The 25,447-nt window shown below is 68.8% G+C and carries 22 protein-coding genes; 11 read left to right on the top strand and 11 right to left on the bottom strand.

Annotation, left to right across the window (positions count from 1 at the left end; all coding sequences use genetic code 11):
- Positions 1 to 10: 10 nt before the first annotated feature.
- Positions 11 to 841: an S-formylglutathione hydrolase gene (fghA, locus tag VER16_RS16300; protein ID WP_324809732.1), complete on the top strand. Its 831-nt coding sequence runs from the start codon at positions 11 to 13 to the stop codon at positions 839 to 841.
- Between the two features lie 32 nt (positions 842 to 873).
- On the opposite strand, the gene VER16_RS16295 is transcribed toward fghA, so the two are convergent.
- Positions 874 to 1,734, bottom strand: a complete 861-nt coding sequence (locus VER16_RS16295; RefSeq protein WP_324809731.1) for a PA4780 family RIO1-like protein kinase — start codon at positions 1,732 to 1,734, stop codon at positions 874 to 876.
- A gap of 191 nt (positions 1,735 to 1,925) precedes the next feature.
- Here VER16_RS16295 and VER16_RS16290 point away from each other — a divergent pair, with 191 nt between their 5' ends.
- Complete coding sequence (locus tag VER16_RS16290) at positions 1,926 to 3,371, top strand: GGDEF domain-containing protein (protein WP_324809730.1); 1,446 nt, start codon at positions 1,926 to 1,928, stop codon at positions 3,369 to 3,371.
- Between the two features lie 132 nt (positions 3,372 to 3,503).
- Here the strand turns inward: VER16_RS16290 and VER16_RS16285 are convergent, their stop codons facing one another.
- Positions 3,504 to 3,944: a universal stress protein gene (locus VER16_RS16285; RefSeq protein WP_324809729.1), complete on the bottom strand. Its 441-nt coding sequence runs from the start codon at positions 3,942 to 3,944 to the stop codon at positions 3,504 to 3,506.
- A 142-nt stretch (positions 3,945 to 4,086) separates the two neighbouring features.
- On the opposite strand from VER16_RS16285, the gene VER16_RS16280 reads away from it, so the two are divergent.
- The 4 genes from VER16_RS16280 to VER16_RS16265 all read left to right on the top strand — a co-directional run bounded on the left by VER16_RS16280 (position 4,087) and on the right by VER16_RS16265 (position 9,189).
- Positions 4,087 to 4,995 (top strand): LysR family transcriptional regulator, encoded by a 909-nt coding sequence (locus VER16_RS16280; RefSeq protein WP_324809728.1) that lies wholly within the window; start codon positions 4,087 to 4,089, stop codon positions 4,993 to 4,995.
- 209 nt (positions 4,996 to 5,204) lie between these two features.
- Positions 5,205 to 6,719, top strand: coding sequence for an MFS transporter (locus tag VER16_RS16275; RefSeq protein ID WP_324809727.1), 1,515 nt, complete (start codon positions 5,205 to 5,207; stop codon positions 6,717 to 6,719).
- A gap of 23 nt (positions 6,720 to 6,742) precedes the next feature.
- Entirely contained in the window at positions 6,743 to 7,780 is a 1,038-nt protein-coding gene (locus VER16_RS16270; RefSeq protein WP_324809726.1) for an HlyD family secretion protein, read from the top strand.
- The gene (locus tag VER16_RS16265; RefSeq protein ID WP_324809725.1) at positions 7,777 to 9,189 is read left to right on the top strand and encodes an efflux transporter outer membrane subunit; all 1,413 of its coding nucleotides are present in this window, start codon (positions 7,777 to 7,779) and stop codon (positions 9,187 to 9,189) included. The genes VER16_RS16270 and VER16_RS16265 overlap by 4 nt, the downstream gene beginning before the upstream one ends.
- A 247-nt stretch (positions 9,190 to 9,436) precedes the next feature.
- Here VER16_RS16265 and VER16_RS16260 read toward each other — a convergent pair whose 3' ends face one another.
- The 5 genes from VER16_RS16260 to VER16_RS16240 all read right to left on the bottom strand — a co-directional run bounded on the left by VER16_RS16260 (position 9,437) and on the right by VER16_RS16240 (position 14,200).
- On the bottom strand, positions 9,437 to 9,775 hold the full coding sequence (locus VER16_RS16260) for a hypothetical protein (protein ID WP_324809724.1): 339 nt from the start codon (positions 9,773 to 9,775) through the stop codon (positions 9,437 to 9,439).
- Between the two features lie 69 nt (positions 9,776 to 9,844).
- Positions 9,845 to 10,786 (bottom strand): DegV family protein, encoded by a 942-nt coding sequence (locus tag VER16_RS16255; protein WP_324809723.1) that lies wholly within the window; start codon positions 10,784 to 10,786, stop codon positions 9,845 to 9,847.
- A 92-nt stretch (positions 10,787 to 10,878) separates the two neighbouring features.
- Entirely contained in the window at positions 10,879 to 11,511 is a 633-nt protein-coding gene (locus VER16_RS16250; protein ID WP_324809722.1) for a 2-hydroxychromene-2-carboxylate isomerase, read from the bottom strand.
- A gap of 20 nt (positions 11,512 to 11,531) precedes the next feature.
- Positions 11,532 to 12,794 (bottom strand): amidohydrolase family protein, encoded by a 1,263-nt coding sequence (locus tag VER16_RS16245; RefSeq protein WP_324809721.1) that lies wholly within the window; start codon positions 12,792 to 12,794, stop codon positions 11,532 to 11,534.
- Positions 12,794 to 14,200: an amidohydrolase gene (locus VER16_RS16240; RefSeq protein ID WP_324809720.1), complete on the bottom strand. Its 1,407-nt coding sequence runs from the start codon at positions 14,198 to 14,200 to the stop codon at positions 12,794 to 12,796. Before VER16_RS16240 ends, VER16_RS16245 begins: the two co-directional genes overlap by 1 nt.
- Positions 14,201 to 14,447: 247 nt before the next feature.
- Here VER16_RS16240 and VER16_RS16235 point away from each other — a divergent pair, with 247 nt between their 5' ends.
- The 3 genes from VER16_RS16235 to VER16_RS16225 all read left to right on the top strand — a co-directional run bounded on the left by VER16_RS16235 (position 14,448) and on the right by VER16_RS16225 (position 19,343).
- Entirely contained in the window at positions 14,448 to 17,855 is a 3,408-nt protein-coding gene (locus tag VER16_RS16235; protein ID WP_324809719.1) for an autotransporter domain-containing protein, read from the top strand.
- A gap of 128 nt (positions 17,856 to 17,983) precedes the next feature.
- Positions 17,984 to 18,760: an AMP nucleosidase gene (locus VER16_RS16230; RefSeq protein WP_324809718.1), complete on the top strand. Its 777-nt coding sequence runs from the start codon at positions 17,984 to 17,986 to the stop codon at positions 18,758 to 18,760.
- 43 nt (positions 18,761 to 18,803) lie between these two features.
- The gene (locus tag VER16_RS16225; protein WP_324809717.1) at positions 18,804 to 19,343 is read left to right on the top strand and encodes a DUF924 family protein; all 540 of its coding nucleotides are present in this window, start codon (positions 18,804 to 18,806) and stop codon (positions 19,341 to 19,343) included.
- Positions 19,344 to 19,418: 75 nt separating this feature from the next.
- Here the strand turns inward: VER16_RS16225 and grxD are convergent, their stop codons facing one another.
- Positions 19,419 to 20,345 carry a Grx4 family monothiol glutaredoxin gene (gene grxD / locus VER16_RS16220; RefSeq protein WP_324809716.1) on the bottom strand — a complete coding sequence of 309 codons (927 nt, stop codon included), beginning with the start codon at positions 20,343 to 20,345 and terminating at the stop codon, positions 19,419 to 19,421.
- Positions 20,346 to 20,405: 60 nt separating this feature from the next.
- Here grxD and VER16_RS16215 point away from each other — a divergent pair, with 60 nt between their 5' ends.
- Positions 20,406 to 21,185: a polysaccharide deacetylase family protein gene (locus VER16_RS16215; RefSeq protein ID WP_324809715.1), complete on the top strand. Its 780-nt coding sequence runs from the start codon at positions 20,406 to 20,408 to the stop codon at positions 21,183 to 21,185.
- 180 nt (positions 21,186 to 21,365) lie between these two features.
- On the opposite strand, the gene VER16_RS16210 is transcribed toward VER16_RS16215, so the two are convergent.
- From VER16_RS16210 to VER16_RS16200, 3 genes are read right to left on the bottom strand one after another with little or no spacing between them, the layout of a single operon-like run.
- Positions 21,366 to 22,082 carry a methyltransferase domain-containing protein gene (locus VER16_RS16210; RefSeq protein WP_324809714.1) on the bottom strand — a complete coding sequence of 239 codons (717 nt, stop codon included), beginning with the start codon at positions 22,080 to 22,082 and terminating at the stop codon, positions 21,366 to 21,368.
- 3 nt (positions 22,083 to 22,085) lie between these two features.
- Positions 22,086 to 22,703, bottom strand: coding sequence for an SGNH/GDSL hydrolase family protein (locus VER16_RS16205; protein ID WP_324809713.1), 618 nt, complete (start codon positions 22,701 to 22,703; stop codon positions 22,086 to 22,088).
- 2 nt (positions 22,704 to 22,705) lie between these two features.
- Positions 22,706 to 23,980 (bottom strand): pyridoxal phosphate-dependent aminotransferase, encoded by a 1,275-nt coding sequence (locus tag VER16_RS16200; RefSeq protein ID WP_324809712.1) that lies wholly within the window; start codon positions 23,978 to 23,980, stop codon positions 22,706 to 22,708.
- Positions 23,981 to 24,093: 113 nt separating this feature from the next.
- Between VER16_RS16200 and rsgA the strand changes: the two genes are divergently transcribed.
- Positions 24,094 to 25,203 (top strand): ribosome small subunit-dependent GTPase A, encoded by a 1,110-nt coding sequence (gene rsgA / locus VER16_RS16195; protein WP_414716067.1) that lies wholly within the window; start codon positions 24,094 to 24,096, stop codon positions 25,201 to 25,203.
- Positions 25,204 to 25,447: the final 244 nt, after the last annotated feature.

The following is a 25,447-nucleotide window of genomic DNA, read 5'->3' as shown; positions in this document are numbered from 1 at the left end:
GGAGCACTCCATGGAACGCATCGAACACCGCGCCTGTTTCGGCGGCTGGCAGGACGTCTATCGTCATCATTCGACCACGCTGGGCTGCGACATGCAGTTCGCCGTGTACCTGCCGCCGCAGGCGGCCACGCAGACGCTGCCGGTGCTGTACTGGCTGAGTGGCCTGACCTGCACCGAGCAGAACGTCATCACCAAGGCCGGCGCGCAGCGCTACGCGGCCGAACATGGGGTGATCCTGGTGGCGCCGGACACCAGCCCGCGCGGCGATGACGTGGCCGACGCCGAAGGCTACGACCTGGGCAAGGGCGCGGGGTTCTACCTCAACGCCACCGAACAGCCGTGGGCGAAGCATTACCGCATGCACGACTACGTGGTGCACGAACTGCCGGCGCTGATCGAAGCGGAGTTTCCGGCCAGCGATGCGCGCGCGATCAGTGGCCATTCGATGGGTGGGCACGGCGCGCTGGTGCTGGCGCTGCGCAACCCGGGCCGCTACCGCAGCGTGTCGGCGTTCTCGCCGATCGTGGCGCCGAGCCAGGTGCCGTGGGGCCAGAAGGCGTTCACTGCCTACCTGGGCGACAACCCGGCCGAGTGGGCGCAGTGGGATGCCACCGCGCTGGTGGCCACCGCCAGCGAGCGCCTGCCGCTGCTGGTCGACCAGGGCGATGCCGATGAGTTCCTGCAGAACCAGCTGCAGCCCGAACGTCTGCAGCAGGCCTGCGAGGCCGTCGGCCACCCGCTGGCCCTGCGGCTGCAGCCGGGGTATGACCACAGCTATTACTTCATCGCCAGCTTCATCGGCGAGCACATCGCCCATCACGCCCGCGCGCTGAAAGCCTGACCCGGCGTTTGTAGAGTCGAGCAAGCTCGACTCTACCGATCGTCTTCTTCCGCCGCTTCGCGGCCCTGCTGGCGGATAAGCGCTTCTTCGCGCGCATCGTTGATGGCGTGGCGCACGCTGTCCAGGTCGACGGTGGATTCATCGTGCACGAAGGTGCCGGTGAGTTCGCTGTCCGGCAGCAGGTTGCCAGCCTCGAACAGCGCCCACATTTCCTCGCCATACCAGGTGTCCAGCAGCTCGGGTGCGAAACGGCCCAGGTAGGCGGTGAGGTTGTTGACATCCCGCAGCAGCATGCTGCGGGCGGCGTTGTTGCCGCCTGCACTGACCACCTGGGGGAAATCGATCACCACCGGGCCATCGGGCCCCACCAGCACGTTGTACGGCGAAAGATCGCCATGGATCAGGCCGCAGCACAGCATGCGTACCACCTGGCGCACCAGGGTCTGGTGGAACGCGCGGGCCTGGTCGGCCTCCAGCTCCACTTCGCCCAGCCGGGCGGCGGAAAAACCCTCGGCATCGGTCACCAGTTCCATCAGCAGCACGCCGTGGTAGTAGCCATGCGGCTCGGGCACGCGCACACCGGCGTCGCGCAGCTGGTACAGCGCGTCCACCTCGGTGTTCTTCCAGGCCGTTTCCTGCTGCTTGCGGCCGTACTTGCTGGACTTGCCGATGGCACGTGCTTCGCGGCTGCCACGCACCTTGCGGCCCTCCTGGTACTGCACGCGCTGCTGGAAACTGCGCTGGGCCATGTCCTTGTAGACCTTGGCGCAGCGCACGTCGTTGCCGCTGCGCACCACGTACACAGCCGCTTCCTTGCCGCTCTTGAGCGGGCGCAGCACTTCGTCGATCACGCCGTCATCGATCAGCGCGCGCAGTCCTTCGGGGGTTTTCACGGAATCTCGGGGGAGGCGGCAGGCGCCGCTGCATCTGTCTGGGCGGGGAAGGGATTCTCGCATCTTCAGGCCGCGCCTGCCTCGCAGCTCCCCCATCCCGCGTTTTCTGCGGTTTCTGCCGTGGATCACGCCGCATGGGCCGCAGGCTGCGCTATGGTGCGCGCATACGGCCTTGCGGATGGGGGTAGTGCATGCCGGTAGTGCTGGCGCTGCTGTACGTGGTCTGCCACGGGCTGGTCGTGGCGGTGTGGCCGGGGACGGCCGGTGGCGGCTCGTTCGCATTCCTGACTGCCGCACCGCTCATCGCAGCGGCCGCCTGCCTGTGGCGTGCCCAGCGCGACCGGGCCGCGCTGGGCTGGCGGGCCACCGCACTGGCCCTGCTGCTGTGGGCAGGGGGCATGGGCTTCAACATGGTGGATGCGCTCACCGCCGGGCGGGCCAACATCACCCCCAGCGTCAGCCTGCTGCTGTATGTGCTGTATGGCGTGCCGCTGGTGTTCATCCTGGCCCGCGCGCGCCGCGAGCGCTGGACCATCAGCCTCATCGATGGCGTGATGGCGGCCCTGCTGGGCGTGCTGTTCTTCGTGCACACCCAGTCCTTCGCCGACCGCATCGACATCGATGCACGGGCGATGGCCAACATGCAGCACATGTTCGACATCCAGAATCTGTGCATTGCCGCGTTCGCCGTGGTGCGCTGGCTGGCCGGCGATGTGCCGGAGCGGCGCGTGTTCTTCCGCGCGCTGGCGCTGTATGCGCTGGGCTATCTGCTGGTGGCGTTCTACATCAACCACTACACGGCCGAGCAGTCCTTCGGCGCCTACAACGACCTGTTGATCGACCTGCCGTTCCTGCTGATGGCATTGCTGGCCCTGCGCCAGGCACCGGCACCGGGCGTCGTGCTGCACCCGAGGCTGTCGCGGCTGGTGCAGGCCGGCGGGCCGATCATCCTGCCGCTGCTGCTGCTGGTGGTCGGGACACTGGTGGTGGACCATGCGCGGCCGCTGGCGCTGGCCGGGTTCGTGGTGGCTACGTTGGGGTTCAGCCTGCGCAGCACCCTGCTGCAGATCGACCTGCTGGAACGCCAGGCAGCGCTGGACCAGCTGGCCCGCCAGGACGGCCTCACCGGGGTTGCCAACCGGCGGCAGTTCGACACGCTGCTGCAGGCCGAGTGGAACCGTGCCCGCCGCAGCGGTACCGAGCTGGCGCTGTTGCTGGTGGACATCGATCATTTCAAGGCGTTCAACGACCAGCATGGCCATCCGGCCGGCGACCGCTGCCTGCGTGCAGTGGCAGCGGTACTGCAGGCCACCGCCGGGCGCGCGGCCGACAGCGTGGCGCGCTACGGTGGGGAAGAATTCGCGGTGATCGTGCCGGGCAGCGCGCTGTCGGGCGTGCTGGCGCTGGCCGAGCGGCTGCGTCTGGCAGTGGAAGCGCTGCGCCTGCCCGAGGGCCCGGTCAGCATCAGCATCGGCGTGGCTTACCTGCACCCGCCAGCCACGGCCAGCGCCGACCAGCTGCTGGCCGACGCCGATGCCGGGCTGTATGCCGCCAAGCGTGCCGGCCGCAACCAAGTGACCCTGCACGCCCGCGTGCTGGACGATGAGAGCGGCGAGGAAGGCGTGATCGACTGTTGAGGCGGACACCGAACGGGTCGTTGCCAACCCTCGTTGGCAGGCCTTTGCAGAAGCGCCAACCAAGGTTGGCATCTATCAGGGCGGGCAGGCGCTGGTCGTTGCCAGCCCTGGTTGGCAGGCCCTCGGGGCCGTTCAACCGCCGCGCGTCTCCACCAGCACCGGGCACGGCGCGTGGTCCAGCGTCCATTGCGCCACCGAGCTGTCGAGCAGGCGCTGCAGCCGCGACAGGTGGCGATGGCCGATCACGAGCAGATCGGCGTCCAGTTCGCGGGCCTGGGCGCTGATGACTTCGGCTGGATCACCGGCCGGCAGCAGCGAGCAGGCATCCACCCCGCGCTCGCGCAGCTGCGCAGCGGCGTCCTGCAGCAGCCCTTCGGCCCTGGAGCGCTGGCGGGCGGCGGCCGGGTATTCGCGGCGGTCGTCGTCGCCGGCGTCGGCGGACAGGGCGAACCCGGGATCAATGACGCACAGCAGGTGTACGCGGCTGCGTGGGCCGGCGACCTGAGCGACCAGGTCCAGTACGGCGTCGTGCTGGGGGCCGCCGTCAAGGGCGACCAGCAGGGTGGTGAACATGGGCGGAACTCCTTGGCAGGCGGTGATGGTCGCCCATGCCGCGCCGCGCACCCATGCCGTGTGGCGCAGGCAATACATGCACGGAACGCAATCGGCTTTGGATGAGAGTGTCGTAGAGTCATTCCATTCGATGGAGACTGCCATGCCCTTGCCCGACCTCAACCTGCTGCTGGCCCTGGACGTGCTGCTGGATGAAGGCAGTGTCGCCGGGGCGGCCCGGCGCATGAACCTGAGCGCGCCGGCCATGAGCCGTACCCTGGGGCGGATCCGTGAAGCGCTGGGTGACCCGGTGCTGGTACGCGCCGGCCGCGGCCTGGCGCCGACGCCGCGCGCGCTGGAGCTGCGCGAACAGGTGCGCGACGTGATCGAGCAGGCGCACCGGGTGTTCAACGATGGACGTGAGGTGGACATCCAGACCCTGGAACACACCTTCAGCATCCGTGCCAACGACGTGTTCATCGGCAGCTACGGTGGGCGCCTGCGTGAGGTGTTCCGCCAGCAGGCGCCGCGCTGCACGCTGCGCTTCATGCCCGAAGGCGATACCGACGACGATGCGATGGTGCAGGGCCGGATCGACCTGTACATCAGCACCGCCGGCAAGCACACGCCGGAAACCAAGGTGCAGAACCTGTTCACCACGGCATTGCTGGGTGCGGCGCGCGAGGATCATCCGCTGTTCGACGGGGACATCACCGCCGAACGGTTTGCTGCCTGCGACCACATCGCCGTCTCGCGCCGCGGCATCGCGCATGGGCCGATCGACGACGAACTGGCACAGCTGGGCCTGCGGCGGCGGGTGGCAATGGTCATTCCGACCTTCCACGGTGCGATCTTCGCCGCTGCTGCCTCGGACCTGGTACTGCCGCAGATGCCCAGCGTGATGCTTGATCGGATTGCCTACATGGGGCTGCCGCTGCGCATGTTCCCGCTGCCGGTGCCGGTACGCACGGTGGCCCTGGTGCAGGCCTGGCACCCGCGCATGGACAACGATCCGGCGCACCGCTGGCTGCGCCGTGCGATCAAGAGCATGTGCGACGCCGACGCGTTGTAGCGTCGAGCTTGCTCGACGGCATCTGAGGATGTGCCGACCAACGGTCGGCACCTGCCCGCAACGTGCACCCGTGCGTCTGGCGCACGACTGGCATCGCACCCACGCCATTTTTCGCAGCAGTGGGCCTGCCTAGACTGCGCTCCCCACATTCACGGAGCGCACGCCATGCCGCTTCACCTGCCGTGCGCTGCACGGATCGGCCAGCGCCGATGAGCGCGGTCTCCCTGCCACAGGCCCCGGCCGCCCCGGCTGCCCCCGCGTTCGACCACCGCATCGTGGTCGGCCTGTGCGGCGTGCTGCTGGTGGTGCTGCTGTCGGGCTTCAACGAGAACGTCACCAAGGTGGCGCTGGCCGACATCCGCGGCGCGATGGGGTTCAGCGTCGATGACGGCAACTGGATCACCGGCATCTACAGCGCGATGTCGGTCAGCGCGATGGCCTTCGCTCCCTGGTGCGCAGTCACCTTTTCGCTGCGCCGCTTCGGCCTGGTGATGATCGGCGCCTTCATGCTGCTGGGCGTGCTGTGCCCGTTGGCACCGAACCTGCCGACCTTCCTGCTGCTGCGCGCGCTGCAGGGCCTGGCCGGTGGTGCGCTGCCGCCGCTGCTGATGAGCGTGGCGCTGCGCTTCCTGCCGCCGGGCATCAAGCTGTATGGCCTGGCGGGCTACGCGCTCACCGCAACCTTCGGGCCGAGCATGGGCACGCCGCTGGCTGCGCTGTGGGTCGAGCACGCGGGGTGGCAGTTTGCGTTCTGGCAGATCGTGCCTTTCTGCGTGGCCGGCATGGCCATGGTCGGCTGGGGCCTGCCGCAGGACCCGCTGCGCCTGGAGCGCTTCGCCCAGTTCAACGGCGTGGGCCTGGCGCTGGGGCTGCCCGCGCTGGTGATGCTGGTGCTGGGCCTGACCCAGGGCGCACGCCTGAACTGGTTCGATTCGCCGCTGGTCACGGTGCTGCTGGGCGGTGGCGGCGGCCTGCTGGTGCTGTTCTTCATCAATGAGTGGTTCCACCCGCTGCCGTTCTTCAAGCTGCAGCTGCTGGCCCATCGCAACCTCAGCTATTCGCTGGTCAGCTGCGTGGGCGTGCTGTTCGTGCTGCTGGCCGTCATTTCCATTCCGTCCGGATTCCTGGCCAGCGTTCAGGGCTACCGACCGCTGCAGACCGCGCCGATCCTGTTGTGGGTGGCGTTGCCGCAGGCCATCGCGCTGCCACTGGTGGCGGCGCTGATGAACCAGCGTGCCGTGGATTGCCGCTGGGTGTTGGCGGCCGGGCTGTTGCTGCTGGCGCTGGCGTGCTTCATCGGCGCACAGCTGGATGTGCAGTGGAACCGCGACACCTTCCTGTGGGTGCAGCTGCTGCAGGTAGTGGCGCAGCCGATGGCGGTGCTTCCGCTGCTGCTGCTGGCCACCACCGGCCTGGCACCGCAGGACGGACCCTATGCCTCGGCCTGGTTCAACACCGTCAAAGGTTTTTCGGCGGTGTTCGCCGGGGGCGTACTCGATGCGATCGGGCAGTCACGGCGCCATCTCCATTCCACCGCGCTGGTGGACCACCTCGGCAACCAGCCGTGGTTGCCGCCCAGCGCCGATCTGCCCGCGCGCCTGCACACACAGGTGCAGGCGCTGACTTCGGCCGACCTGTACTGGCTGGTTGCGCTGGTGGCCCTGGGCTGCCTGCCGCTGCTGCCATGGGCTACCCGTGTCCATCCGCCACGTGCCGTGGCCTGACCCTCACCCGCAAGGACTCCCCCATGAGCCTCAACAAGACAACCCTCAATACCGGCCTCGCGCTGGGCGTGCTGGCCCTGGCCATCGGTGGCTGGCTGCTGCTGCGCGATGGCCGCTACCAGCGCACCGACAACGCTTACGTCAATGCCGATTTCACCGTGGTTGCACCGAAGGTGGCCGGCTTTGTCAGCAGCGTGGAGGTGCAGGACAACCAGCAGGTAAAGGCCGGTGACGTGCTGGCCCGCATCGATGACCGCGATTACCAGGTGGCACTGCAGGCGGCGCGCGCCGATCTGGCCAATGCACGCGCGCAGCTGGCCAATGCGCAGGCCGCGCTGGCCCAGCAGGGCTCGCTGATCGAGCAGGCCCGGGCCAGCGTCGATGTCAGCCGCTCCGAGCTGACCCTGGCCAGCGCCGACCAGCAGCGCTACCGCGAACTGGCCCGCGATGGTGCCGGCACCGTGCAGAACGCGCAGCAGGCGCAGTCGAAGCAGGCCGTGGCCAGCGCCCATCTGCAGCAGGGCCGGGCGGCGCTGAGCACCGCGCGCCAGCGCACCGACATCCTCGCCGCCGGCGTGCAGTCGGCGCAGGCCGCGGTGCAGCGCGCCGAAGCGGCACAGGCACGCGCGGAGCTGGACCTTTCCCATACCGAGCTGCGCGCGCCGATTGACGGTGTGGTCGGCCGCCGTGCGGTGCGCGTGGGCGCCTACCTCACGCCGGGCATGGCCGTGGCGGCCGTGGTGCCGTTGCAGCGCGCCTTCGTGGTCGCCAATTTCCAGGAAACGCAGATGACCCGCATGCACGCCGGGCAGCCGGTGGAACTGACGGTGGATGTATTTCCCGGCACGCGCCTGCGTGGCCACGTCGACAGCATTGCCCCGGCCACCGGCGTGACCTTTGCCGCCGTCGCGCCGGAAAACGCCACCGGCAACTTCACCAAGGTAGTGCAGCGCATCCCGGTGAAGATCGTGCTGGAACCGGGCCAGCCGCTGGCAGACCAATTGCGTGCCGGCATGTCGGTGGAAGCGCGTGTGGACCTGCAGGGCGGGGAGGGCGCATGAGCGGCCGCCGCCTGATGAAGACGCTGGCCAGTGCGGCGCTGTGCCTGGCGGTGGCGGGCTGCATGATGGGCCCGGACTTCGTGCGGCCACAGGCCGAACTGCCGGCGCAGTGGCAGGGCGAGGCCGTGGCCGCGACGGCCATCGACGACGACGCGGCCTGGTGGGCCAACTTCCATGATCCGCTGCTGGGGCAGCTGGCCCAGCAGGTGCTGCAGTCCAACCTGGACCTGCAGCTGGCGGCCAACCGTGTGCAGCAGAGCCGTGCGGCGCGCGGCGTCAGCGCGGCCGATCGCCTGCCTGCGGTGGCGGCCAGCGCCAGCGGCGTGCGTGCGCGCAACAGCGAGGTGGGCCTGAGCGATCCGTCCGGCAATGCTGGGCGCGAGGACTACGGGTTGTTCCAGGCCGGCATCGGCCTGAGCTGGGAACTGGATCTGTGGGGCCGCGTGCGCCGCCAGGTGGAGGCTGCCGACGCGCGCATGCAGATGGCCGAGGAAGACGCGCACGCGGTGCGCATCGCACTGCTGGCCGAAACCGCGCGGTCCTACCTGCAGCTGCGCGCGACCTCGCAGCTGCTCGCGATCACCGAGGACAACCTCAGTATTGCCGCCGACGTCCAGCGCCTGACCGAAGCGCGCCAGCGACAGGGCGTGGCCAGCACCCTGCAGGTATCGAGCGCGGCGGCGCAGGTGGCCGCGCTGCAGGCACGCATCGCCCCACTGCGGCACCGGCAGTCGCAGCTGCGCAATGCACTGGCCTTCCTGCTGGCCAGGCCGCCGCAGGCGCTGGATGCTCAGCTGCAGGACGTGCGCAGCGACTGGCCGGCACTGCCCGACGTGGCCGTGGGCCTGCCCAGTGAACTGGCCGAACGCCGCCCGGACATCCGTCGCGCGGAAGCGGCGCTGCATGCGGCCACCGCGAACATCGGCGTGGCCAAGGCCAGCTTCCTGCCGCGCATCACCTTGAATGGCGATGCGGGTTTCCAGGCCAAGCAGCTGGATGACCTGGACGGCTGGGACGCGCACCGTTTCAGCGTGGGCCCGTCGATCAGCCTGCCGATCTTCCAGGGCGGGCGGCTGAAGGCCAACCTGGCGCTGAGCCGGTTGCAGCAGCAGCAGTCCGCGCTGCAGTTTCAGCGCACGGTGCTGCAGGCCTGGCATGAAGTGGACGATGCCATCGATGGTTACGCGGCGGAACAACAGCGCACCACGCAGCTGCAGGTGGCGGTGGCGCAGAGCGAGACCGCCCTGGGCGCGGCACGGCGCCAGTACCAGGCCGGCGTGGTGGACATGCTGGATGTGCTGAGCACCCAGCGCATCGCGCTGGACAACCAGGCCGCGCTGGCCAACAGCCAGGCCACGGCCGCGATAGCGAGGGTGGAGCTGTACCGCGCACTGGGCGGTGGCTGGTAACGACACGGAATCGCCGGGCATGACGCGGCGCCACGCATCGTGACGGTAGCACCGGGCCATGCCCGGCAGCTTGGTAGTTGCCAACCTTGGTTGGCAGCCCTTTGCAGAAGCGCCAACCAAGGTTGGCGTCTACCAGAGCGTGGCCCGGTAGCACCGGGCCATGCCCGGCGGCTCGGTAGTGGCCGACCTTGGTTGGCAGCCCTTTGCAGAAGCGCCAACCAAGGTTGGCGTCTACCAGAACATGGCCTCAGCGCACGTCGCGCAGTTCCCAGTGGTGGCCGGCCAGCAGGCGCAGACGCTGCTTGAACACGTCGCTGTCGATGCGGGTGGTGGCTACCAGGTTGATGCGCAGGTCCTTCTGTTCGCCGGTCACGGTGGCGTCCGGGTCGGTCACGCCCCACTGCGGTTCCACGGCGTCCGGGTCGGCCTGCTTGGCCTTCCAGCGCTCGAACAGGGTGCCGCTGCGCAGGGCGTCCTGCAGCTCCTCGGCAAAACCGCCGGCGCTCTGCGAATGGAAGGACAGGTCAGGGTCGTTGCCACGGGCCTTGGACGGGTCGGGCAGGCTGATGTGGTACTGCGCAGGCATGGTTCGTCTCCTCGAGGTGCGGCAAGGCTGTCACAACCGCAGTGCAATGCTTGTGTACGCCAGAACGGCTTATTCGAAGCGATGCGGCCCGTCGGCAAAGCCGACGGTCACCGCGCCCTTGCCGACGTTGACCATGCCGGTCAGGCTCATCACCGACTCGTACACCTCCACGCCATGGCTGGCGCAGACTTCCTTCATCTGCGCATAGCCCGGCAGGGCGCGCAGCTCCTCCAGTTCACCGCCATAGCTGACGCACACCGAGGGAGTCATCAGCCCGCTGCGCACGCGCTGGCCAACCACTGCGAACAGCTTCTGCACGGCGTTGTCGAAGCCCTTGATCTTGGCCACCGGCCCGGTCTCGCCCTTGTAGCCATGCAGCACCGGCTTGATGTCCAGTGCGCTGCCCAGCGCGGCGCTGAGCAGGCCGACGCTGCGGTCACCCTTGTGGCGGGCGCGGGCGCGCATGTAGTACAGGTCGCGGGTGACCATGTAGCCGTGCACGTTGCCGGCCAGTTCCTCAAGCCGCTCGCGGATCTGCTGCACGCTGGCGCCGCTGTCACGCAGGCGCACGGCCTCCACGGCGGTCACTGCCTGCGCGGCGAACAGGTTCTGGGTATCGAGCACACGCAGCGCGAACGGCGAGTTGTAGCCCGCCGCCTGGCGCACCGGCTTGTAGTCGTTGAGGATGGCGAAGCTGGCCTGCAGCGCGTTGTCATGGATCGGACTGCGCGTCTTGGTGATGGTCATGCAGAACACGTGGTCGTAGTCGATGACCAGCTGCTGCAGGAACAGGTCGCGGATCTGGTTGACGCTGAAGGGGATGGTCTCCGCTTCGGCACCGTGTTCGGCCACGTGGGCGTGCAGGAAGCTCAGGGTTGCCTGCTCGTCACGGTGGTCGGCCAGCACCGCTTCGCCGATCCGCACGGTGATCGGCAGCAGCACGATGTTGTGCGCGGCAATGAAATCCTGCGGCAGATCGCAGGCCGAATCGACGACGATTCCGATGCGCATCCGGCTCCCCCTCCAGGGCGGTTGTAGGTTCGGAATGTGAAAGCTATCGCAAAAACATCCGGGGCGCGCGAGGGAATCGCGCCACCGCCTGTTCAGCGATTGCGCTGCACCGCCACTGGAAGCGTTACCACCGCCTGCCAGTCCGGGCGCTGCAGCAGGCCCGGATCGTCCAGAACGGCAGCCATCATCGGGTGCGCATCGTTGCCCCAGAACAGTTCGCCGTCGATGGACAGGGTCGGTACGCCGAAGATGCCGGCGTCGATGGCGGCCTCGGTATTGCGGCGCAGCTGTTCCTTCACCGCCGCTTCAGCGCAGGCCGCCTGCACGTCGTTGATGCCCAGCCGGGCGGCCGGTATGCGCAGCGCTTCGGCGCTGTCGCCGGCATTTCCCTCGCGCCAGATCCAGTCGAACAGCACATCCACCGCCTGTGCGCTGGCACCGGCGGCCAGGCACAGCCGCAGCGCGGCCAGCGGGTTGAAGGGATGGCCCGGCGGGAAGCGCAGCGTTGTGCCTTCGGCCTGCGCGGTCCACAGCAGCTGGCGGTAGATGAAACGCCGCTTGGCCGGAATCTCGGCCGGGCCGAGGTTGCCCAGATGGTGCAGTACCGCGCCGAAGGCGATCGGCACCGGCTGGATGGCGGCGAACTGTGGCAGTTGCTTCACCTTCTGCCAGTGCAGGTACGAGTAGGGCGAGACGAAATCGAAATACCAGCGCAGGGTCGGCATGGGCGGATTCCTCGGAACGATCAGGGCTGGGCGTTGCGTTGCAGGTAACGGTCGCGCAGTTCGGTCTGGCGCGAGCGCATCGGCATGGCGCGGCCGCCCAGCCAGACCTGTTCGGCGTAGTGGGCCACATCCAGCGGGTCGCCTTCCCACAGCACCAGGTCGGCGCGCTTGCCTGGTTCGATGGTGCCGATCTGGTCGGCCACCCCCAGTACCTGCGCCGGCACCCGGGTCAGCCCGGCCAGGCCGTCGGCCCAGGGCAGGCCATTGGCCACCGCGTTGCCGGCCAGCTGGCGCATCTTGCGCGCGTTGTGCGAGGCGTCATCGCGCTGGGCGAAGGACACGGCCACCCCCGCACGCTGCAGGCGCGCGGCATTTTCCAGGGTGGCGCCGATCTGGTCGAAGCTGGTGGGCAGATTACCCAAGGCTTCGACGAACACCGGCACCTGCGCGGCCGCCAGTTCCGCGGCCATCTGCCAGGCCTCGGCGCCGCCGGCGATGGCGATCTTCACCTTCTCGCGTGCGGCCCAGCGCAGCAGCTGGCGGATGTCGGCAGCACGGTCCACTTCCACCACGATGCGGCCCTGGCCGGCCAGGTAGCGGGCCAGGGTGCGGCGGCCAGCGGGCGTCAGCAGCGCATGCGGCGAATCGGCGGCGACCTGGCCGCGTGCTTCGTCCACCATCTGCTGCAGCAGCATCCACTGCGCCGCGCGCGACTGCCCGGTCAGTTCCGAGGCGGCCGCGCCCAGGCGCAGGAACAGCGCCCGCGGGCCGATCGGGTCGGCACTGCCATCCAGGCGCATCACGCCGCCCTGGCCGGCCACGAAGCCACCGCCGGTGGCTGCGCCCAGCGCGGTGAAACCGATGCCATCCAGGCGCGCCACCGGAATCAGCACCGAGGCCGGGTTGTAGGCGAGGGTGACGTCGAATTCCGGGCGCAGCGGCTGCTCGCCGATCTTCAGCGTGCTGTCCACCGTGCTCGATTCGCCGGAGACCTCTTCGATGCCGATTTCGGTGATGCCGCCGAACAGGGCCGGGGTCAGCGGGCGGCCATTGGCCTCCACCACGGCCACCCCGGCCGGTGCGGCCAGGCCAGGACCGACCGCGCGGACCAGCCCGCCCTGCACCAGCACGTCGGTGTTCTGCAGGCTGCCGCGCGCGCTGGCGGTGTGCACCGTGGCATTGCGGACCAGCAGGTCCTGCGCCGATGCAGTGCCAGTGATGCCCGCCAGCACCATGACGCTAGCGCCGAGCCATGCTCGGCGACGTTCGTTCAACGCCACCATCAGCGCACCTCCTGGCCAAGCTGGAAGTCCGAACGCGGCATCGCTGGCGGCGCACTGCGGTCATACAACCGCCGGCCATCGACGAAGACCTGCTCGGCCAGCGCATACGAACTGAACGGATTGCCGTTCCACACCACCACGTCGGCCATCTTGCCGGCCTCCAGGGTGCCGGTCTGGCCTTCGATGCCCAGCGCCTTGGCGGCGTTGGCGGTCATCCAGGTGATCGCGTGTTCCGGGGCGATGTCCGGCATGCGCGCGCGGCGTGCCGCCGCCATCACCTTGGCCGCCTCCTGGTTGAGGCGCTGGATGCCCTCGGGCGAATCGGAATGGACGATGGCGCAGCTGTTCTTCGGCCGGTCCACCAGCGCGATGTTTTCGGCGATGCCATCGAAGGCTTCCATCTTGAAGCCCCACCAGTCGGCCCAGAGCGCGCCGCAGACGCCATCGGCGGCCAGCCGGTCGGCCAGCTTGTAGGCTTCCACGCCGTGGTGGAAGGCGGCCACCTTGAAGCCGAATTCCTTTGCCAGATCGAGCATGGTGGCCATTTCGTCGGCGCGGTAGCAGTGGATGTGCACGCGGATGTCGCCCTGGATGGCACCGGCCAGCGTGTCCAGCTTGAGGTCGCGCTTGCCGCCGGCATCGCCGGCGCTGTCGCCCTTGTCGCTGCCGAACCAGCCCTTGCGCTTGGCCGGCTTCGGGCTGTTCTTGGCGATGTAGTCGGCCGCGTCGATGAAGGCGGCGCGGTAACCGGCCACGTTGCCCATGCGCGTGGCCGGGGCGGTGCCCTTGCCGCCGTAGACGCGCTTGGGATTCTCGCCGCAGGCCATTTTCAGGCCCCACGGTGCGCCGGGGAATTTCATCGCCTGGTAGGTGGTGGCCGGCACATTCTTCAGCACCACGCCGCGGCCGCCGACCAGGTTGGCCGAGCCGGGCAGCACCTGCATGCTGGTCACGCCGCCGGCCAGGGCCGCGGTGAAGCCGGGGTCCTGCGGCCACACCGAGTGCTCGGCCCAGACATTGGCGGTGACCGGCGCAGTCATCTCGTTGCCATCGCTGTGCGCGCTGACGCCGGGGCTGGGGTACACGCCCAGGTGCGAATGCACGTCGATCAGGCCGGGGGTGACCCACTTGCCCTGCGCGTCGATGCGGGTGATGCCGGCATCGGCCTGCAGCTGCGGGCCGACGGCGACGATGCGGCCGTCGCGCAGCAGCACGTCGGCATGCTCCAGGCGCTGGCCGGTGCCGGTCAGCACGGTGGCGTTCTGGATCAGCACCGGCCCATCGGGATGGGCCTGGTAGGTGCTGGGGTAGGGGTCGGCAATGAAGCGCGAGGCGCCCACCGCCGGTGCCGTATTCAGTGAGGCCAGCGCCAGGCCCAGGCCGACGCGCAACAACGTGGATGGCATGCAGTTTCCCCTGTGCAACGCACGAATCCATCGACGCTATCCGGCACCGGGGGCGCTTGCCAAGTGACCTTGGACAGGGGCGCATGTAGGAATTCCCCTATACAGAAATTGTGAACGAAGCATTAATTTTCGATGACGCCTGCCGCTGACAAACGGACAGTGCGTGGCTCTCTCCTTACTGGCAGTGCTGTGCCCCGATGCACGCCCGGCACCAGAATTCACCATGGAATCAAGGACGTATCTGTAGATGACTGCTTCGAAGTCGTACCGTACCGCCTCCCTGCGCCGTTCCTTCCTGCCTTCGCCGCTGGCCTCGGCCATCGTCGGCTCGCTGCTGCTGGCCGCCTCGATGCCGGCTCTGGCCCAGGACAGCAACGACGAACTGTCGCGCTACCAGTTCCAGCGCAGCCTGCAGGCCGCCTTTGCCGCGCCGGTTGCCACCCCCACCGCTGTTGCCGTGTCGGGCTTCGCGCCGGCGGCCGGTGACGATGCCGCCGAGCCGGTCATGGGCCAGGCCGGTGATGCTGCCAGCTGGCGCAGCAGCGAATTCAACAACGATTGGGGCCTGGGCGCGATCAATGCCGATGTGGCCTATGCGCGCGGCCTGAGCGGCAAGGGCATCCGCCTGGGCGTGTTCGACAGCGGCAGCGGTCTGGACCACGACGAATTCGCGGGCAAGGACAACCGCAGCATCCATATCGCCGATCTGCTGGAAGACGGCAGCCTGTGCACCAATACCGGCTTCATCGCCGGCCCGGGCGCCTGCTTCAGCAGCGACGGCGACGACGTGTCGATCGAGTACACCGCCTTCGACGCCAGCGTCCCGCAGAACATCCGCGACATCATCATTTCCGACCCGCGCTACGTGCAGCCGGGCATCTACTTCCAGACCCACGGCACCCACGTGGCCGGCACCATTGCCGCCAACCGTGATGGCAATGGCACCCATGGCGTCGCCTTTGGTGCCGATCTGAGCGCGGCCAAGCTGTTCTTCAACAGCGCACAGGTGTGGGCGCGTACCGCAGCTGGCTACCAGGTCGTCTCGGTAGGCGGCGTGGGCCCGGACAGCACGGCCTTCGAAAGCATGTATGCGCAGATGAACGAACAGGGCGTGCGTGCGCTCAACCACAGCTGGGGCCTGAGCAACGAGCCGACGACCGTGGAAGATGTCGACGGCCTGTACGAATACAACATGGATTACCTGGACATCTTCGCCGAGGGCTCGCGCAGCAACGGCATGATCCAGGTGTGGGCCGCAGGCAACAACCAGGTCTATGCCGATGAGGCCGAAGATGCGCCGATCGCCGGCATCTACGCGACCCTGCCGCGCGCCTTCGCTGACATCGAGCCGTACTGGCTGAGCGTAGTGAACGTGCGCGAAGAGGCCCCGGGCGCCTATGTGCTGGACAGCTCGTCCAACCGCTGCGGCCTGAGCGCCAACTGGTGCCTGGCCGCGCCGGGTACCGACATCCTGTCCACCGTCTACGGCAGCGATTCGGCGCTTGACGCGCAGCTGGTGGACGGCGGCAACGGCAACGTACTGCTGGACGTCCTCGAGCGCGTGCCCACCTACAGCTACGACTGGATGACCGGCACCTCGATGGCTGCCCCGCACGTCACCGGCGCGCTGGGCCTGCTGTTCGAACGCTTCCCCTACCTGGACAGCGCGCAGGTGCGCGACGTGCTGCTGACCACCGCGACCGACCTCGGTGCCGAGGGCGTGGACGATGTCTACGGCTGGGGCATGATGAACCTGGCCAAGGCCATCGAGGGCTACGGCTCGCTGCGCGTGGATACCGACGTGGTGATGAACCAGAAGGCCGGCGGCCTGAAGGTGTGGGAAGGCGATGCATGGGACGACTGGACCAATGACATCGGCGGGCCGGGCAAGCTGACCAAGAGCGGCATCGGCTGGCTGCGCCTGAGCGGCGACAACAGCTTCAACGGCGCCGTCGTGCGCGAAGGCGTGCTGGAGCTGGACGGCGTCAACGCGCTGGCCAGCGCCGTTGAAGTGACCGGCGGCAGCCTGGTGCTGAACGGCACGCTGGAAAGCACCGCGCTGAACGCCAACGGTGGCGTCAGTTTCGTCACCAGCACCGGCGTGCTCGACGGCTCGGACCTGACCGTGTCCGGCGGCGTGGTGTCGTTCAACGGCGTGCAGACCGGTGGCCAGACCTTTGTCGGCGCCAAGGGCACGCTGAAGGGCGTGGGCGAACTGGGCGACACCACCGTGTCCGGCATCATCGCGCCGGGCAACTCGATCGGCACGCTGACCATCAACGGTGACTACGTGCAGACTGCCAGCGGCGTCTACCAGGCCGAACTGGCCCCGGGTGGCCGCAGCGACCTGCTGCACGTCACCGGCACGGCCACCCTCGGTGGCACCCTGGTGGCACTGCCGGAAGCGGGTACCTACTACCTGGGTGAGCAGTTCAACTTCCTGCAGGCCGATGGCGGCGTGAGCGGCCAGTTCGCCAGCACCGACTTCACTGCGTTCTCGCCCTTCATGCAGTTCAGCCTGGTCTACGGTGCCGCTGGCGCCCGGATCGAAGTGGCCCGTGGCGCCGCACTGGCCACTGCCGCCACCACCGCAAACCAGCTGGCCGTGGCGGGTGTGGCCGACACCCTCGCGGTGGGCCAGGGCCTGCCGCGTCCGCTGACCCTGCTGTTCCCGGAACAGGTGGGTGCGGCGCTGGATGGACTGAGCGGCGAGCTGCACGCTGCCACTGCGGCTGCGCTGGTGGAAAGCAGCCGCAGCGTGCGTGATGCCGCGCTGTCGCGTCGTGCCGGTGCCACCGCACCGGGCGCCAGCGATGCCGACGCCACCGGTGTCTGGGTGCAGGCCATCGGCGGCAGCACCACCCTGGATGGCAGCGCCAACACCGCCCGTACCGAGGCCAACAACAACGGCCTGCTGGTCGGCGTGGACCGCGAGTTCGGCGGCTGGCAGGTGGGCGTGCTGGCCGGCACCGGCCGTACCGACCTGAAGCAGCAGCAGGGCCGTCGCGCGCGCTCGAAGATCGACAACACCCACTTCGGCGCGTACGCCAGCCACAACTGGGGCGGTTTCGGCCTGCGTGGCGGCCTGGCGTTGAGCAACCACGAGGTGGACAGCACCCGCGAGCTGGCGTTCTCCGGCTACAGCGACACGCTGACCGCCCGTTACGACGCCCGCACCCGCCAGGCCTTCATCGAAGCGGCTTACCGCTTCGGTGGTCGCGAGGCCGGCCTGGAACCGTACCTGCAGGTGGCCCGCGTGGAAGTGGACACCAAGCACATCAACGAGCGTGGCGGTGCCGCCGCCCTGCAGGGCCGGGTCGACGATGCCCGCACCACCGTGGCCACGGCCGGTGTGCGCTTCGACAAGGGCCTGAAGGCCTCGTTCCAGCAGGACAGCTGGCTGCATGTGCGCGGCGCGGTGGGCTACCGCCGGGCCAGTGGCGACCGTGACCCGTCGGCAACGCTGGCCTTCGCCAGCGGCAGCGACGCGTTCGTGGTCAGCGGAGCGCCGATCGCCGACAGTGCGGTGGTGGCCGAACTGGGCCTGTCGGCCTGGCTGACCGAGCGCCAGCAGCTGGAACTGGGCTACAGCGGCCAGTACGGCGATGAAAGCCGTGACCATGGTGCCAACCTGCGCTGGTCGGTGCGCTTCTAAACCGCACAGGTTCCTTCGGGGATCCCCAGGAGGGCGGCCGCAGGGCCGCCCTTCTTCGTTGCGCAGCAGGTGTGGGGCGAGGTGTGCGCGCCTACAATGGCAGCCTCCCACGCCGTAGCGGATGCCCCATGAAGAGCAAGCAGGAAATCGTCGACAACTGGCTGCCACGCTACACCGGCGTGCCGCTGGACCAGTTCGGCGAGCACATCCTGCTGACCAATTTCGGCGGCTACCTGCACACCTTTGCCGAACTGACCGGTGCCCCCATCGTCGGCGTGGACCGGCCGATGGCCAGTGCCACCTTCGACGGCATCACCATGATCAACTTCGGCATGGGCAGCCCCAATGCCGCCATCATCATGGACCTGCTGTCGGCGGTGATGCCCAAGGCCGTCCTGTTCCTGGGCAAGTGCGGTGGGCTCAAGCGCAAGAACCAGCTGGGTGACCTGGTGCTGCCGATCGCCGCCATCCGCGGCGAGGGCACCTCCGGCGACTACCTGCCGCCGGAAGTGCCGGCGCTGCCGGCCTTCGCCCTGCAGCGGGCGGTGTCGACCATGATCCGCGACCTGGGCCACGACTACTGGACCGGCACGGTCTACACCACCAACCGCCGGGTCTGGGAGCACGACGAGGCCTTCAAGGAACGGCTGCGGGCGATGCGCTGCATGGCCATCGACATGGAAACGGCCACGGTGTTCGCCGCCGGCTTCGCCAACCACATCCCCAGCGGGGCGCTGCTGCTGGTGTCCGACCAGCCGATGATCCCCGACGGGGTCAAGACCGAGGCCTCCGATGCCAAGGTCAGCTCCCAGTTCGTGGAAAACCATATCCAGATCGGCATCGAGGCGCTTAAGCTTATCCGGCGCAACGGCAAGTCGGTCCGCCACCTGCGCTTTGACGAATGATGATGATGGCCTGGCGCGGCGCGCCGGCCCTGGAGAGCAGGTGATGGACGTTGCCGCGCAAGTGGTGGAATTCTGGAACGAGGCGGGCCCGGCGAAGTGGTTCGCCCGCGATGACGCGTTCGATGCGCGGTTCCGCGAGCGCTTCCTGGATGAGCATTTCGCCGCTGCCTCGCGTGCGCGCGAACACTGGCTGGGCAGCGCCGAGGGCGCGCTGGCGCTGATGCTGCTGCTGGATCAGTTCCCGCGCAACTGCTTCCGAGGCACCGCCCATTCCTACGCCACCGACGGCCTGGCCCGGCACTACGCCATGCGCGCCATCGAAGAAGGGCTGGACCTGCAGCTGGTCCCCAAGCTGCGTGCCTTCATCTACCTGCCGTTCGAGCATTCCGAAGATCCGTTCGACCAGGACCGTTCGGTGGCCATGTTCGACGTGCTGGGCGACAAGGAATACCTGCAGTACGCCGAAGTGCACCGGGACATCATCCGCCGCTTCGGTCGATTCCCGCACCGCAATGCAGTGCTGGGCCGCATTCCAAGCCCGGAAGAGCTGGACTACCTGGCCGAAGGCGGATTTGCAGGATAAAGAAAGGGGACGGAGGGGATTAAGTCGTTTGTGACACAAACGACTTAATCCCCTCCGTCCCCTTTTTTGTGCCGATCAGTACTTCGGCACGCCGTTGTCCACTTCATCCGACCAGGCATCGATGCCGCCGGTGACGTTGAACACCTTGGTGAAGCCCAGGGCGCGGAACTGCTCGGCGGCCTGCGCGCTGCGGCCACCGTGGTGGCACAGGAACGCCAGCGGGGTGTCCTTGGGCAGGCCTTCCAGCTCGGCGCGGCCGTTGCCGTCGAAGCTCCTGAACGGCACGCCGACTGCGGCGATGGCGCGTTCGTCAGCCGGGCGCACGTCGACCAGGGTCACGTTGCCGGCACGCACCAGATCGTCGGCGTCGCGCACGCTGATTTCCTGCACCGGCTTGGGCGCGTTCGGGTTGTCGATGGCCAGGCCCTTGCCGCGGATGTCATCGACCCAGTCGATGGTGATGCCGTCGGCGCGGCGTGCGCTGGACAGGTCGAACTGCACGCGCAGGCCGTTGGATTCGGCAGCGATGGCGCTGTCATCGTGCGGAGCCAGCTGGAAGTTCGGCTGGAAGCGCGCATCGATGGTCAGCTGCAGCGAAGCGCCCGGGGCATCGGCCAGCGCGCCCTTCAGCATTTCCACCGCGGCCGGGGTGACGGTGATGCGCGGCGGGGTGCGGTCCGGCGCGGCCAGGCCGAGCACGCTGCTCAGTTCGCCGCTGGCGGCCATCTGCAGGATGATGTCGCTGCCGCCGACCAGTTCGCCGTCGATGTACAGCTGCGGGATGGTCGGCCAGTCGCCATAGGCCTTGATGCCTTCACGGATTTCCTGGTCGGCCAGCACGTTGACATGGGCGAAGTCCACGCCCAGGTCCTGCAGGGCGCCCACGGCCTTGGCCGAGAAGCCGCACTGCGGCATCGACGGCTGGCCCTTCATGAACAGCACGACGCGGTTGGCGTTGAGGAGGGATTCGATGCGCGAACGCAGGGCAGGATCGAGGGACATGGGCAGTCTAGGGTCCGTAAATTCGAATCACCCATTCTACGCCCCATGTCATCATGGGGCATGACCAACGCAGGAACATTGCATCGCATCCCGACCCGGCCGTGGCGCTGGCTGCCCTGGCTGGTGGCGTCGCAGGTGGTGGTGATCCTGGTCTGGGTGCTGGCCGGCTGGCGCTGGGGGCTGCCGCTGATGGTGGCCAGCCACGCACTGTTCATGGTGCCGGTGTTCCTGCCCAACAGCCGCTTCTACACGCCGGTGCTGGACCGCCTGCCCGATGCGGGCGACAGCGTCTGGCTGACCATCGACGATGGCCCCAGCGAGGAGACCCCGGCGCTGCTGGATCTGCTCGACCAGCACCAGGCGAAGGCGACCTTCTTCCTGGTTGGCGAGCGCGCATTGGCGCATCCGGACCTGGTGGAGGCGATCCTGCGCCGCGGCCACGACCTCGGCAACCACAGCCACACCCATCCGCAGACCCGCTTCTGGCGGCTGGGCCCGGTGGCGATGCGTGCCGAGATCGAAGGTTGCCACCAGGCGCTGGAAACGGTCAGTGGCCGCCCGGCGCGCTGGTACCGCTCGGTGGTGGGCATGACCAACCCGTTCGTGGCACCGGTGCTGGCTGCGCTGGGCCTGGTGCGGGTGGGCTGGAGCGCGCGTGGCTACGACGGCGTGGGCTGTACGCCCGAGGGCGTGATGGCACGCCTGCTGCCCGATCTGCAGCCCGGTGCCATCGTGCTGTTGCATGAAGGGGCGGCCCATGGCCACAACCTGGCCATCATCGAGCGCGTGCTGCAGGTGCTGGACCAGCGTGGCCTGAAGGCGCGGTTGCCGTCGCTGTAACGGGGTAGCGCCCGGCCATGCCCGGGCGGCGGCGCTGCGGCCTGCCTGCGGGATTCCGCCGGGCATGGCCCGGCGCAACCGGGGTGTGCTCTGGTAGGCGCCAACCTTGGTTGGCGCTTCTGCGAACGGCTGCCAACCGAGGTTGGCAACTACCGACGAGCCGCCGGACATGGCCCGGCGCTACCGCTCCCGCTGCGCTACCAGCAGCCAGCTGTTGAACGGTGTGCGGCCGTGCAGCGGCCGTACCTTGCCCACCTGCAATCCGGCCTCGGCCAGGGTCGCCCGCAGCAGCGCCGGATCGGGGTAATGCCGTGGCCGCGTGCCCATCCAGCCGACCAGCCAGGCCAGCCGATCAGCCACGCGCGTGGTGCGGTCGCGGCGGTCGCCGGTGGCCAGTGGCGTGCGCAGCAGCAGGCGGGCGCCGGGCGCCACCCGTGCGCTGGCGGCCTTCAGCAGGTCCAGCTGCGGCTGCGCATCCAGGTACTGCAGCACGTCCAGCAGCAGCACGTGCCCCGCCTGCGCAGGCAGGGGCGCCTGCACGTCCAGGCAGTCGAACCTCACATCCTCCAGGTCACCACCAGCCCGCTGCGCGCGGGCGATCTTGCCGGCATCCACGTCCACGCCCAGGTAGGGCTGGCCGCGGCCGCGCTGACGCAGCACGTGGGCGAACAGGCCCAGCCCGCAGCCCAGGTCGAGCAGCGGTAGGCCATCGTCGGGAAGGTGCTGCAGCACGCCGTCGTACAGCGGATCGCTGCCCAGCTTGCCGCGCGTGTAGTAGTAGTCGCGGCGGTTGCCCCAGGCCTGCACCGGGCGGAACGCCTCGGCAATGGCCCGTGCCTGGCCGCGCTCCAGCGGCGAACAATGCAGTGGTGTGCCGTTCCCTGGCAGGCCTTCCATCGCTCAGTCCGTGCGCTGCAGCAGCTGCCGGGCCACGGGCAGGGCGCGTTCGGCCCACAGCGCATACATCCGCGCGGAAGGATGCAGGCCATCCCCGGCGATCATCGCCGGGTCGGCGCCGTGCGTGCGGCTGATGTCGGTGATGTCGACGAAGGCCACGCCCTGCTGGGTGCTGATGACCTCGGCGGCGGCGTTGAATTCGTCGGTCTCGATCTCGATGCGGGCCAGGTCACGGCCGCTGCCGGCACCGAACGGGGTCGCGCCCCAGTCGGGGAAGGACAGCACCAGCACGCGGCCGGCATCGCCACCGGCAAAGCCGATCGCGCGCTGCAGCAGGGCCTCGAACTGCTGGCGGTACTCGCCCAGCGGGCGCCCGCGGTACTGGTTGTTGACCCCGATCAGCAGGCTGACGAACGCGAACGGGCCCTGCGGCGCGGCGGCATCGATGCCGGCGTCCAGCTCGTCGGTGGTCCAGCCGGTGGTGGCGATGGTCTGCGGGTCGGCCAGGTCCACGCCCTGTGCACGCAGTGCGGCGGCCAGCTGGTGTGGCCAGCGGCCTTCGACCGCGACCGCTTCGCCGATGGTGTACGAATCACCCAGCGCCAGGTAGGACAGCGCCACGTTCAGGCCACCGAGCGGCGCGGCTTGAGCGGCACGACCTTGGTGGCGTCTTCGGCACGGCGGGCCAGCACGCGATCGATGCGCGCGAACACATCGCGCATCACCGAGGCTTCCGGCAGCAGGGTCACGCGGAAGTGGTGGCGGTAGGGCACGTTGAAGCTCGAGCCCGGCACGACCAGCACGCCCTCGTCGTTCATCAGGTCCAGCGCGAAGGTGTGGTCGTCAAAACCCTTGGCGGCGGCACCGACCACGGCCGGGAACGCGTACAGCGCGCCGGCCGGGGCGACCAGCGACAGGTGCTCGCTGGCGTTGCAGGCCTCGATCACCGCGCGGCGGGTTTCATACAGGCGGCCGCCGGGGGCGCACAGCTCGGAAATCGTGTCCGGGCCGTTCACTGCGGCGTCGATGGCGTACTGGCCCGGCACGTTGGCGCACAGGCGCAGCGCGCTGAGCAGGTCCAGCGCGGCGCGGAACTCACCCAGGCGCGCATCGTCGCCACTCAGGTGCGCCCAGCCCACGCGCCAGCCGCAGGCGCGGTGCACCTTGCTCAGGCCGCTGAAGGTCAGGCAGGGGTGGTCGCCGGCCAGCGGCGCGACCGGCTGGAACACCGCGTCGTCGTACAGGATCTGGTCGTAGATCTCATCGACCAGCAGCAGCAGGTTGTGGCGGCGGGCGATCTCGACCACGCGCTCCAGCAGCTCGCGCGGGTAGCTGGCGCCGCTGGGGTTGTTCGGGTTGATCAGCACGATGGCGCGGGTGCGCGAGGACACCAGCGTCTCGATCTCGGTCGGGTCGGGCTGGAAGCCGTTTTCCGGCGCGCAGCGGTAGTACACCGGGCGGCCGTCGTTGAGGATGGCCGCGGCCGACCACAGCGGGTAGTCCGGCGAGGGCACCAGCACTTCGTCGCCCGGATTCAGCAGTGCGCGCAGCGACAGATCGATCAGTTCGCTCACGCCGTTGCCGACGAACACGCGGTCCGGGTGGGCATCGGGCGCACCGCGGCGCGCATAGGCGGCGGCAATGGCTTCGCGGGCCACCGGCAGGCCCTGCTGGTGGGTATAGGGATCGGTGCGGCCCATGTCATCGGCAATCGCGTGCTGCAGGTGTTCCGGCGCACGGAAGCCGAAGTTGCCCGGGTTGCCGATGTTCAGCTTGATCAGCTTGCGGCCCTGCGCCTCCAGCTCCCGCGCTCGCCGGGCCAGCTCTCCGCGGATCTCGTAGCGCACTTCGGAAAGGCGCTCGCGGGTGGCCAGGGGCTTGTGCGAGGGGGTGGACATGGGGCTGGGCCGTCAAAAGGCATGGGGTTTCCATCCTACCGGAATTGCTGCAGTGCATGGCAAGGCCCCAGGGCCTGCCGTTGTTGGGCTGGCAGGGCATCGGGCCGGGTAGAATGGCGGCGATGACCCAGACCCCCGATTTCAACGCCCTGCAGACCATCGGCTGGCCCTGGCCGGGCCCGCCGCAGCAGGCTGACTGGCAGGCCGCGATGGCCGCGCACCCGCAGGCCCGCCCGGCGCGGGTGATCGAGCAGCACCGCACTCACTACGTGGTGGCCGATGGCCCGGAGGCGTCGATCAAGGCCGAGTCGCTGCCGGAATGGCAGCGCCCGCGCTTCCCCAGCCATGAACGGCCGGCGGTGGGTGACTGGGTGCTGCTGGACGGCATCCGCATCGTCGCCCTGCTGCCGCGGCGTACCGCCATCAAGCGTGGCGCGGCTGGCGAGCATTACCACCAGCAGGTGATCGCGGCCAACATCGATACGGTGTTCATCGTTTGTGGCCTGGATGCCGACTTCAACCCGCGCCGCATCGAACGCTACCTGCTGCTGGTGGGCGGCGGCGGTGCCGAGCCGGTGGTGGTGCTGACCAAGGCTGACCAGACCGAGTACAGCGAAGACGCGCTGGCGGTGCTGGAGGAGCTGGAGCTGCAGGGCATCGCGTTGCACGCGATCAATGGCCTGGATGCCGACAGCGTGTCCGTGCTGGAACCGTGGCTGGGCCCGGGCCGCACGGTGGTGCTGGTGGGTTCGTCCGGTGCCGGCAAATCCACGCTGACCAATACCCTGCTGGGCGAGCAGCGGATGAAGACCAATGCGGTGCGCGCCAACGATTCGCGCGGCCGCCACACCACCACCCACCGCGCGCTGATGCCGCTGCCGATGGGCGCGTGCCTGATCGATACGCCGGGCATGCGCGAGCTGAAGCCGACGGGCGAAGAGACGCTGGCCGAAGGCGGTTTCGCCGATATCGAAGCGCTGGCGGCGCAGTGCCGCTTCAACGACTGCATGCACCAGCAGGAACCGGGCTGCGCGGTGCGCGCGGCCATCGATGCCGGTGAGATCGAAGAGAGCCGGCTGCAGAACTACTTCAAGCTGAAGGAAGAAGTGGCGGCCGCCGCCGCCAAGCTGGCCGTGCGCCAGGCCGAAACCGCGCAGGAGCGTGGTGGCAGGAAGGGCAAGGGGCAGCAGTTCCGCCCGGTGAGCAAGAACCGCCGGAGGTGATGGGCAATGGCCCCGCCTCTGCTCTGGTAGGTGCCAACCCTGGTTGGCACGGGTGTGCCCGAAGCCCGCCTGCGGCGGCTGCCAACCAAGGCTGGCAACCACCGCGATGCGCGCCTCCGCTCTGGTAGGTGCCAACCTTGGTTGGCACGGGTGTGCCCGAAGCCCGCCTGTGGCGGCTGCCAACCAAGGTTGGCAACCACCGCGATGCGCGCCTCTGCTCTGGTAGGTGCCAACCTTGGTTGGC

The organism is Stenotrophomonas sp., assembly GCF_035634915.1.
Lineage (GTDB): Bacteria > Pseudomonadota > Gammaproteobacteria > Xanthomonadales > Xanthomonadaceae > Stenotrophomonas.
The sequence above is the reverse complement of the archived record's forward strand: the minus strand, read 5'-3'. Positions and strand labels throughout refer to the sequence as shown.

What these genes read in the sequence shown, in the direction of transcription:
- VER16_RS16225 (WP_324809717.1), top strand. Translation starts at nt 18,804, where the DNA reads ATGGACGTTGCCGCGCAAGTGGTGGAATTCTGGAACGAGGCGGGCCCG.
- VER16_RS16200 (WP_324809712.1), bottom strand. Translation starts at nt 23,980, where the DNA reads ATGTCCACCCCCTCGCACAAGCCCCTGGCCACCCGCGAGCGCCTTTCC.
- VER16_RS16270 (WP_324809726.1), top strand. Translation starts at nt 6,743, where the DNA reads ATGAGCCTCAACAAGACAACCCTCAATACCGGCCTCGCGCTGGGCGTG.
- VER16_RS16265 (WP_324809725.1), top strand. Translation starts at nt 7,777, where the DNA reads ATGAGCGGCCGCCGCCTGATGAAGACGCTGGCCAGTGCGGCGCTGTGC.
- VER16_RS16280 (WP_324809728.1), top strand. Translation starts at nt 4,087, where the DNA reads ATGCCCTTGCCCGACCTCAACCTGCTGCTGGCCCTGGACGTGCTGCTG.
- VER16_RS16260 (WP_324809724.1), bottom strand. Translation starts at nt 9,775, where the DNA reads ATGCCTGCGCAGTACCACATCAGCCTGCCCGACCCGTCCAAGGCCCGT.
- VER16_RS16285 (WP_324809729.1), bottom strand. Translation starts at nt 3,944, where the DNA reads ATGTTCACCACCCTGCTGGTCGCCCTTGACGGCGGCCCCCAGCACGAC.
- VER16_RS16290 (WP_324809730.1), top strand. Translation starts at nt 1,926, where the DNA reads ATGCCGGTAGTGCTGGCGCTGCTGTACGTGGTCTGCCACGGGCTGGTC.
- VER16_RS16245 (WP_324809721.1), bottom strand. Translation starts at nt 12,794, where the DNA reads ATGGTGGCGTTGAACGAACGTCGCCGAGCATGGCTCGGCGCTAGCGTC.
- fghA (WP_324809732.1), top strand. Translation starts at nt 11, where the DNA reads ATGGAACGCATCGAACACCGCGCCTGTTTCGGCGGCTGGCAGGACGTC.
- VER16_RS16210 (WP_324809714.1), bottom strand. Translation starts at nt 22,082, where the DNA reads ATGGAAGGCCTGCCAGGGAACGGCACACCACTGCATTGTTCGCCGCTG.
- VER16_RS16230 (WP_324809718.1), top strand. Translation starts at nt 17,984, where the DNA reads ATGAAGAGCAAGCAGGAAATCGTCGACAACTGGCTGCCACGCTACACC.
- VER16_RS16235 (WP_324809719.1), top strand. Translation starts at nt 14,448, where the DNA reads ATGACTGCTTCGAAGTCGTACCGTACCGCCTCCCTGCGCCGTTCCTTC.
- VER16_RS16215 (WP_324809715.1), top strand. Translation starts at nt 20,406, where the DNA reads ATGACCAACGCAGGAACATTGCATCGCATCCCGACCCGGCCGTGGCGC.
- VER16_RS16250 (WP_324809722.1), bottom strand. Translation starts at nt 11,511, where the DNA reads ATGCCGACCCTGCGCTGGTATTTCGATTTCGTCTCGCCCTACTCGTAC.
- grxD (WP_324809716.1), bottom strand. Translation starts at nt 20,345, where the DNA reads ATGTCCCTCGATCCTGCCCTGCGTTCGCGCATCGAATCCCTCCTCAAC.
- VER16_RS16275 (WP_324809727.1), top strand. Translation starts at nt 5,205, where the DNA reads ATGAGCGCGGTCTCCCTGCCACAGGCCCCGGCCGCCCCGGCTGCCCCC.
- rsgA (WP_414716067.1), top strand. Translation starts at nt 24,094, where the DNA reads ATGGCGGCGATGACCCAGACCCCCGATTTCAACGCCCTGCAGACCATC.
- VER16_RS16255 (WP_324809723.1), bottom strand. Translation starts at nt 10,786, where the DNA reads ATGCGCATCGGAATCGTCGTCGATTCGGCCTGCGATCTGCCGCAGGAT.
- VER16_RS16240 (WP_324809720.1), bottom strand. Translation starts at nt 14,200, where the DNA reads ATGCCATCCACGTTGTTGCGCGTCGGCCTGGGCCTGGCGCTGGCCTCA.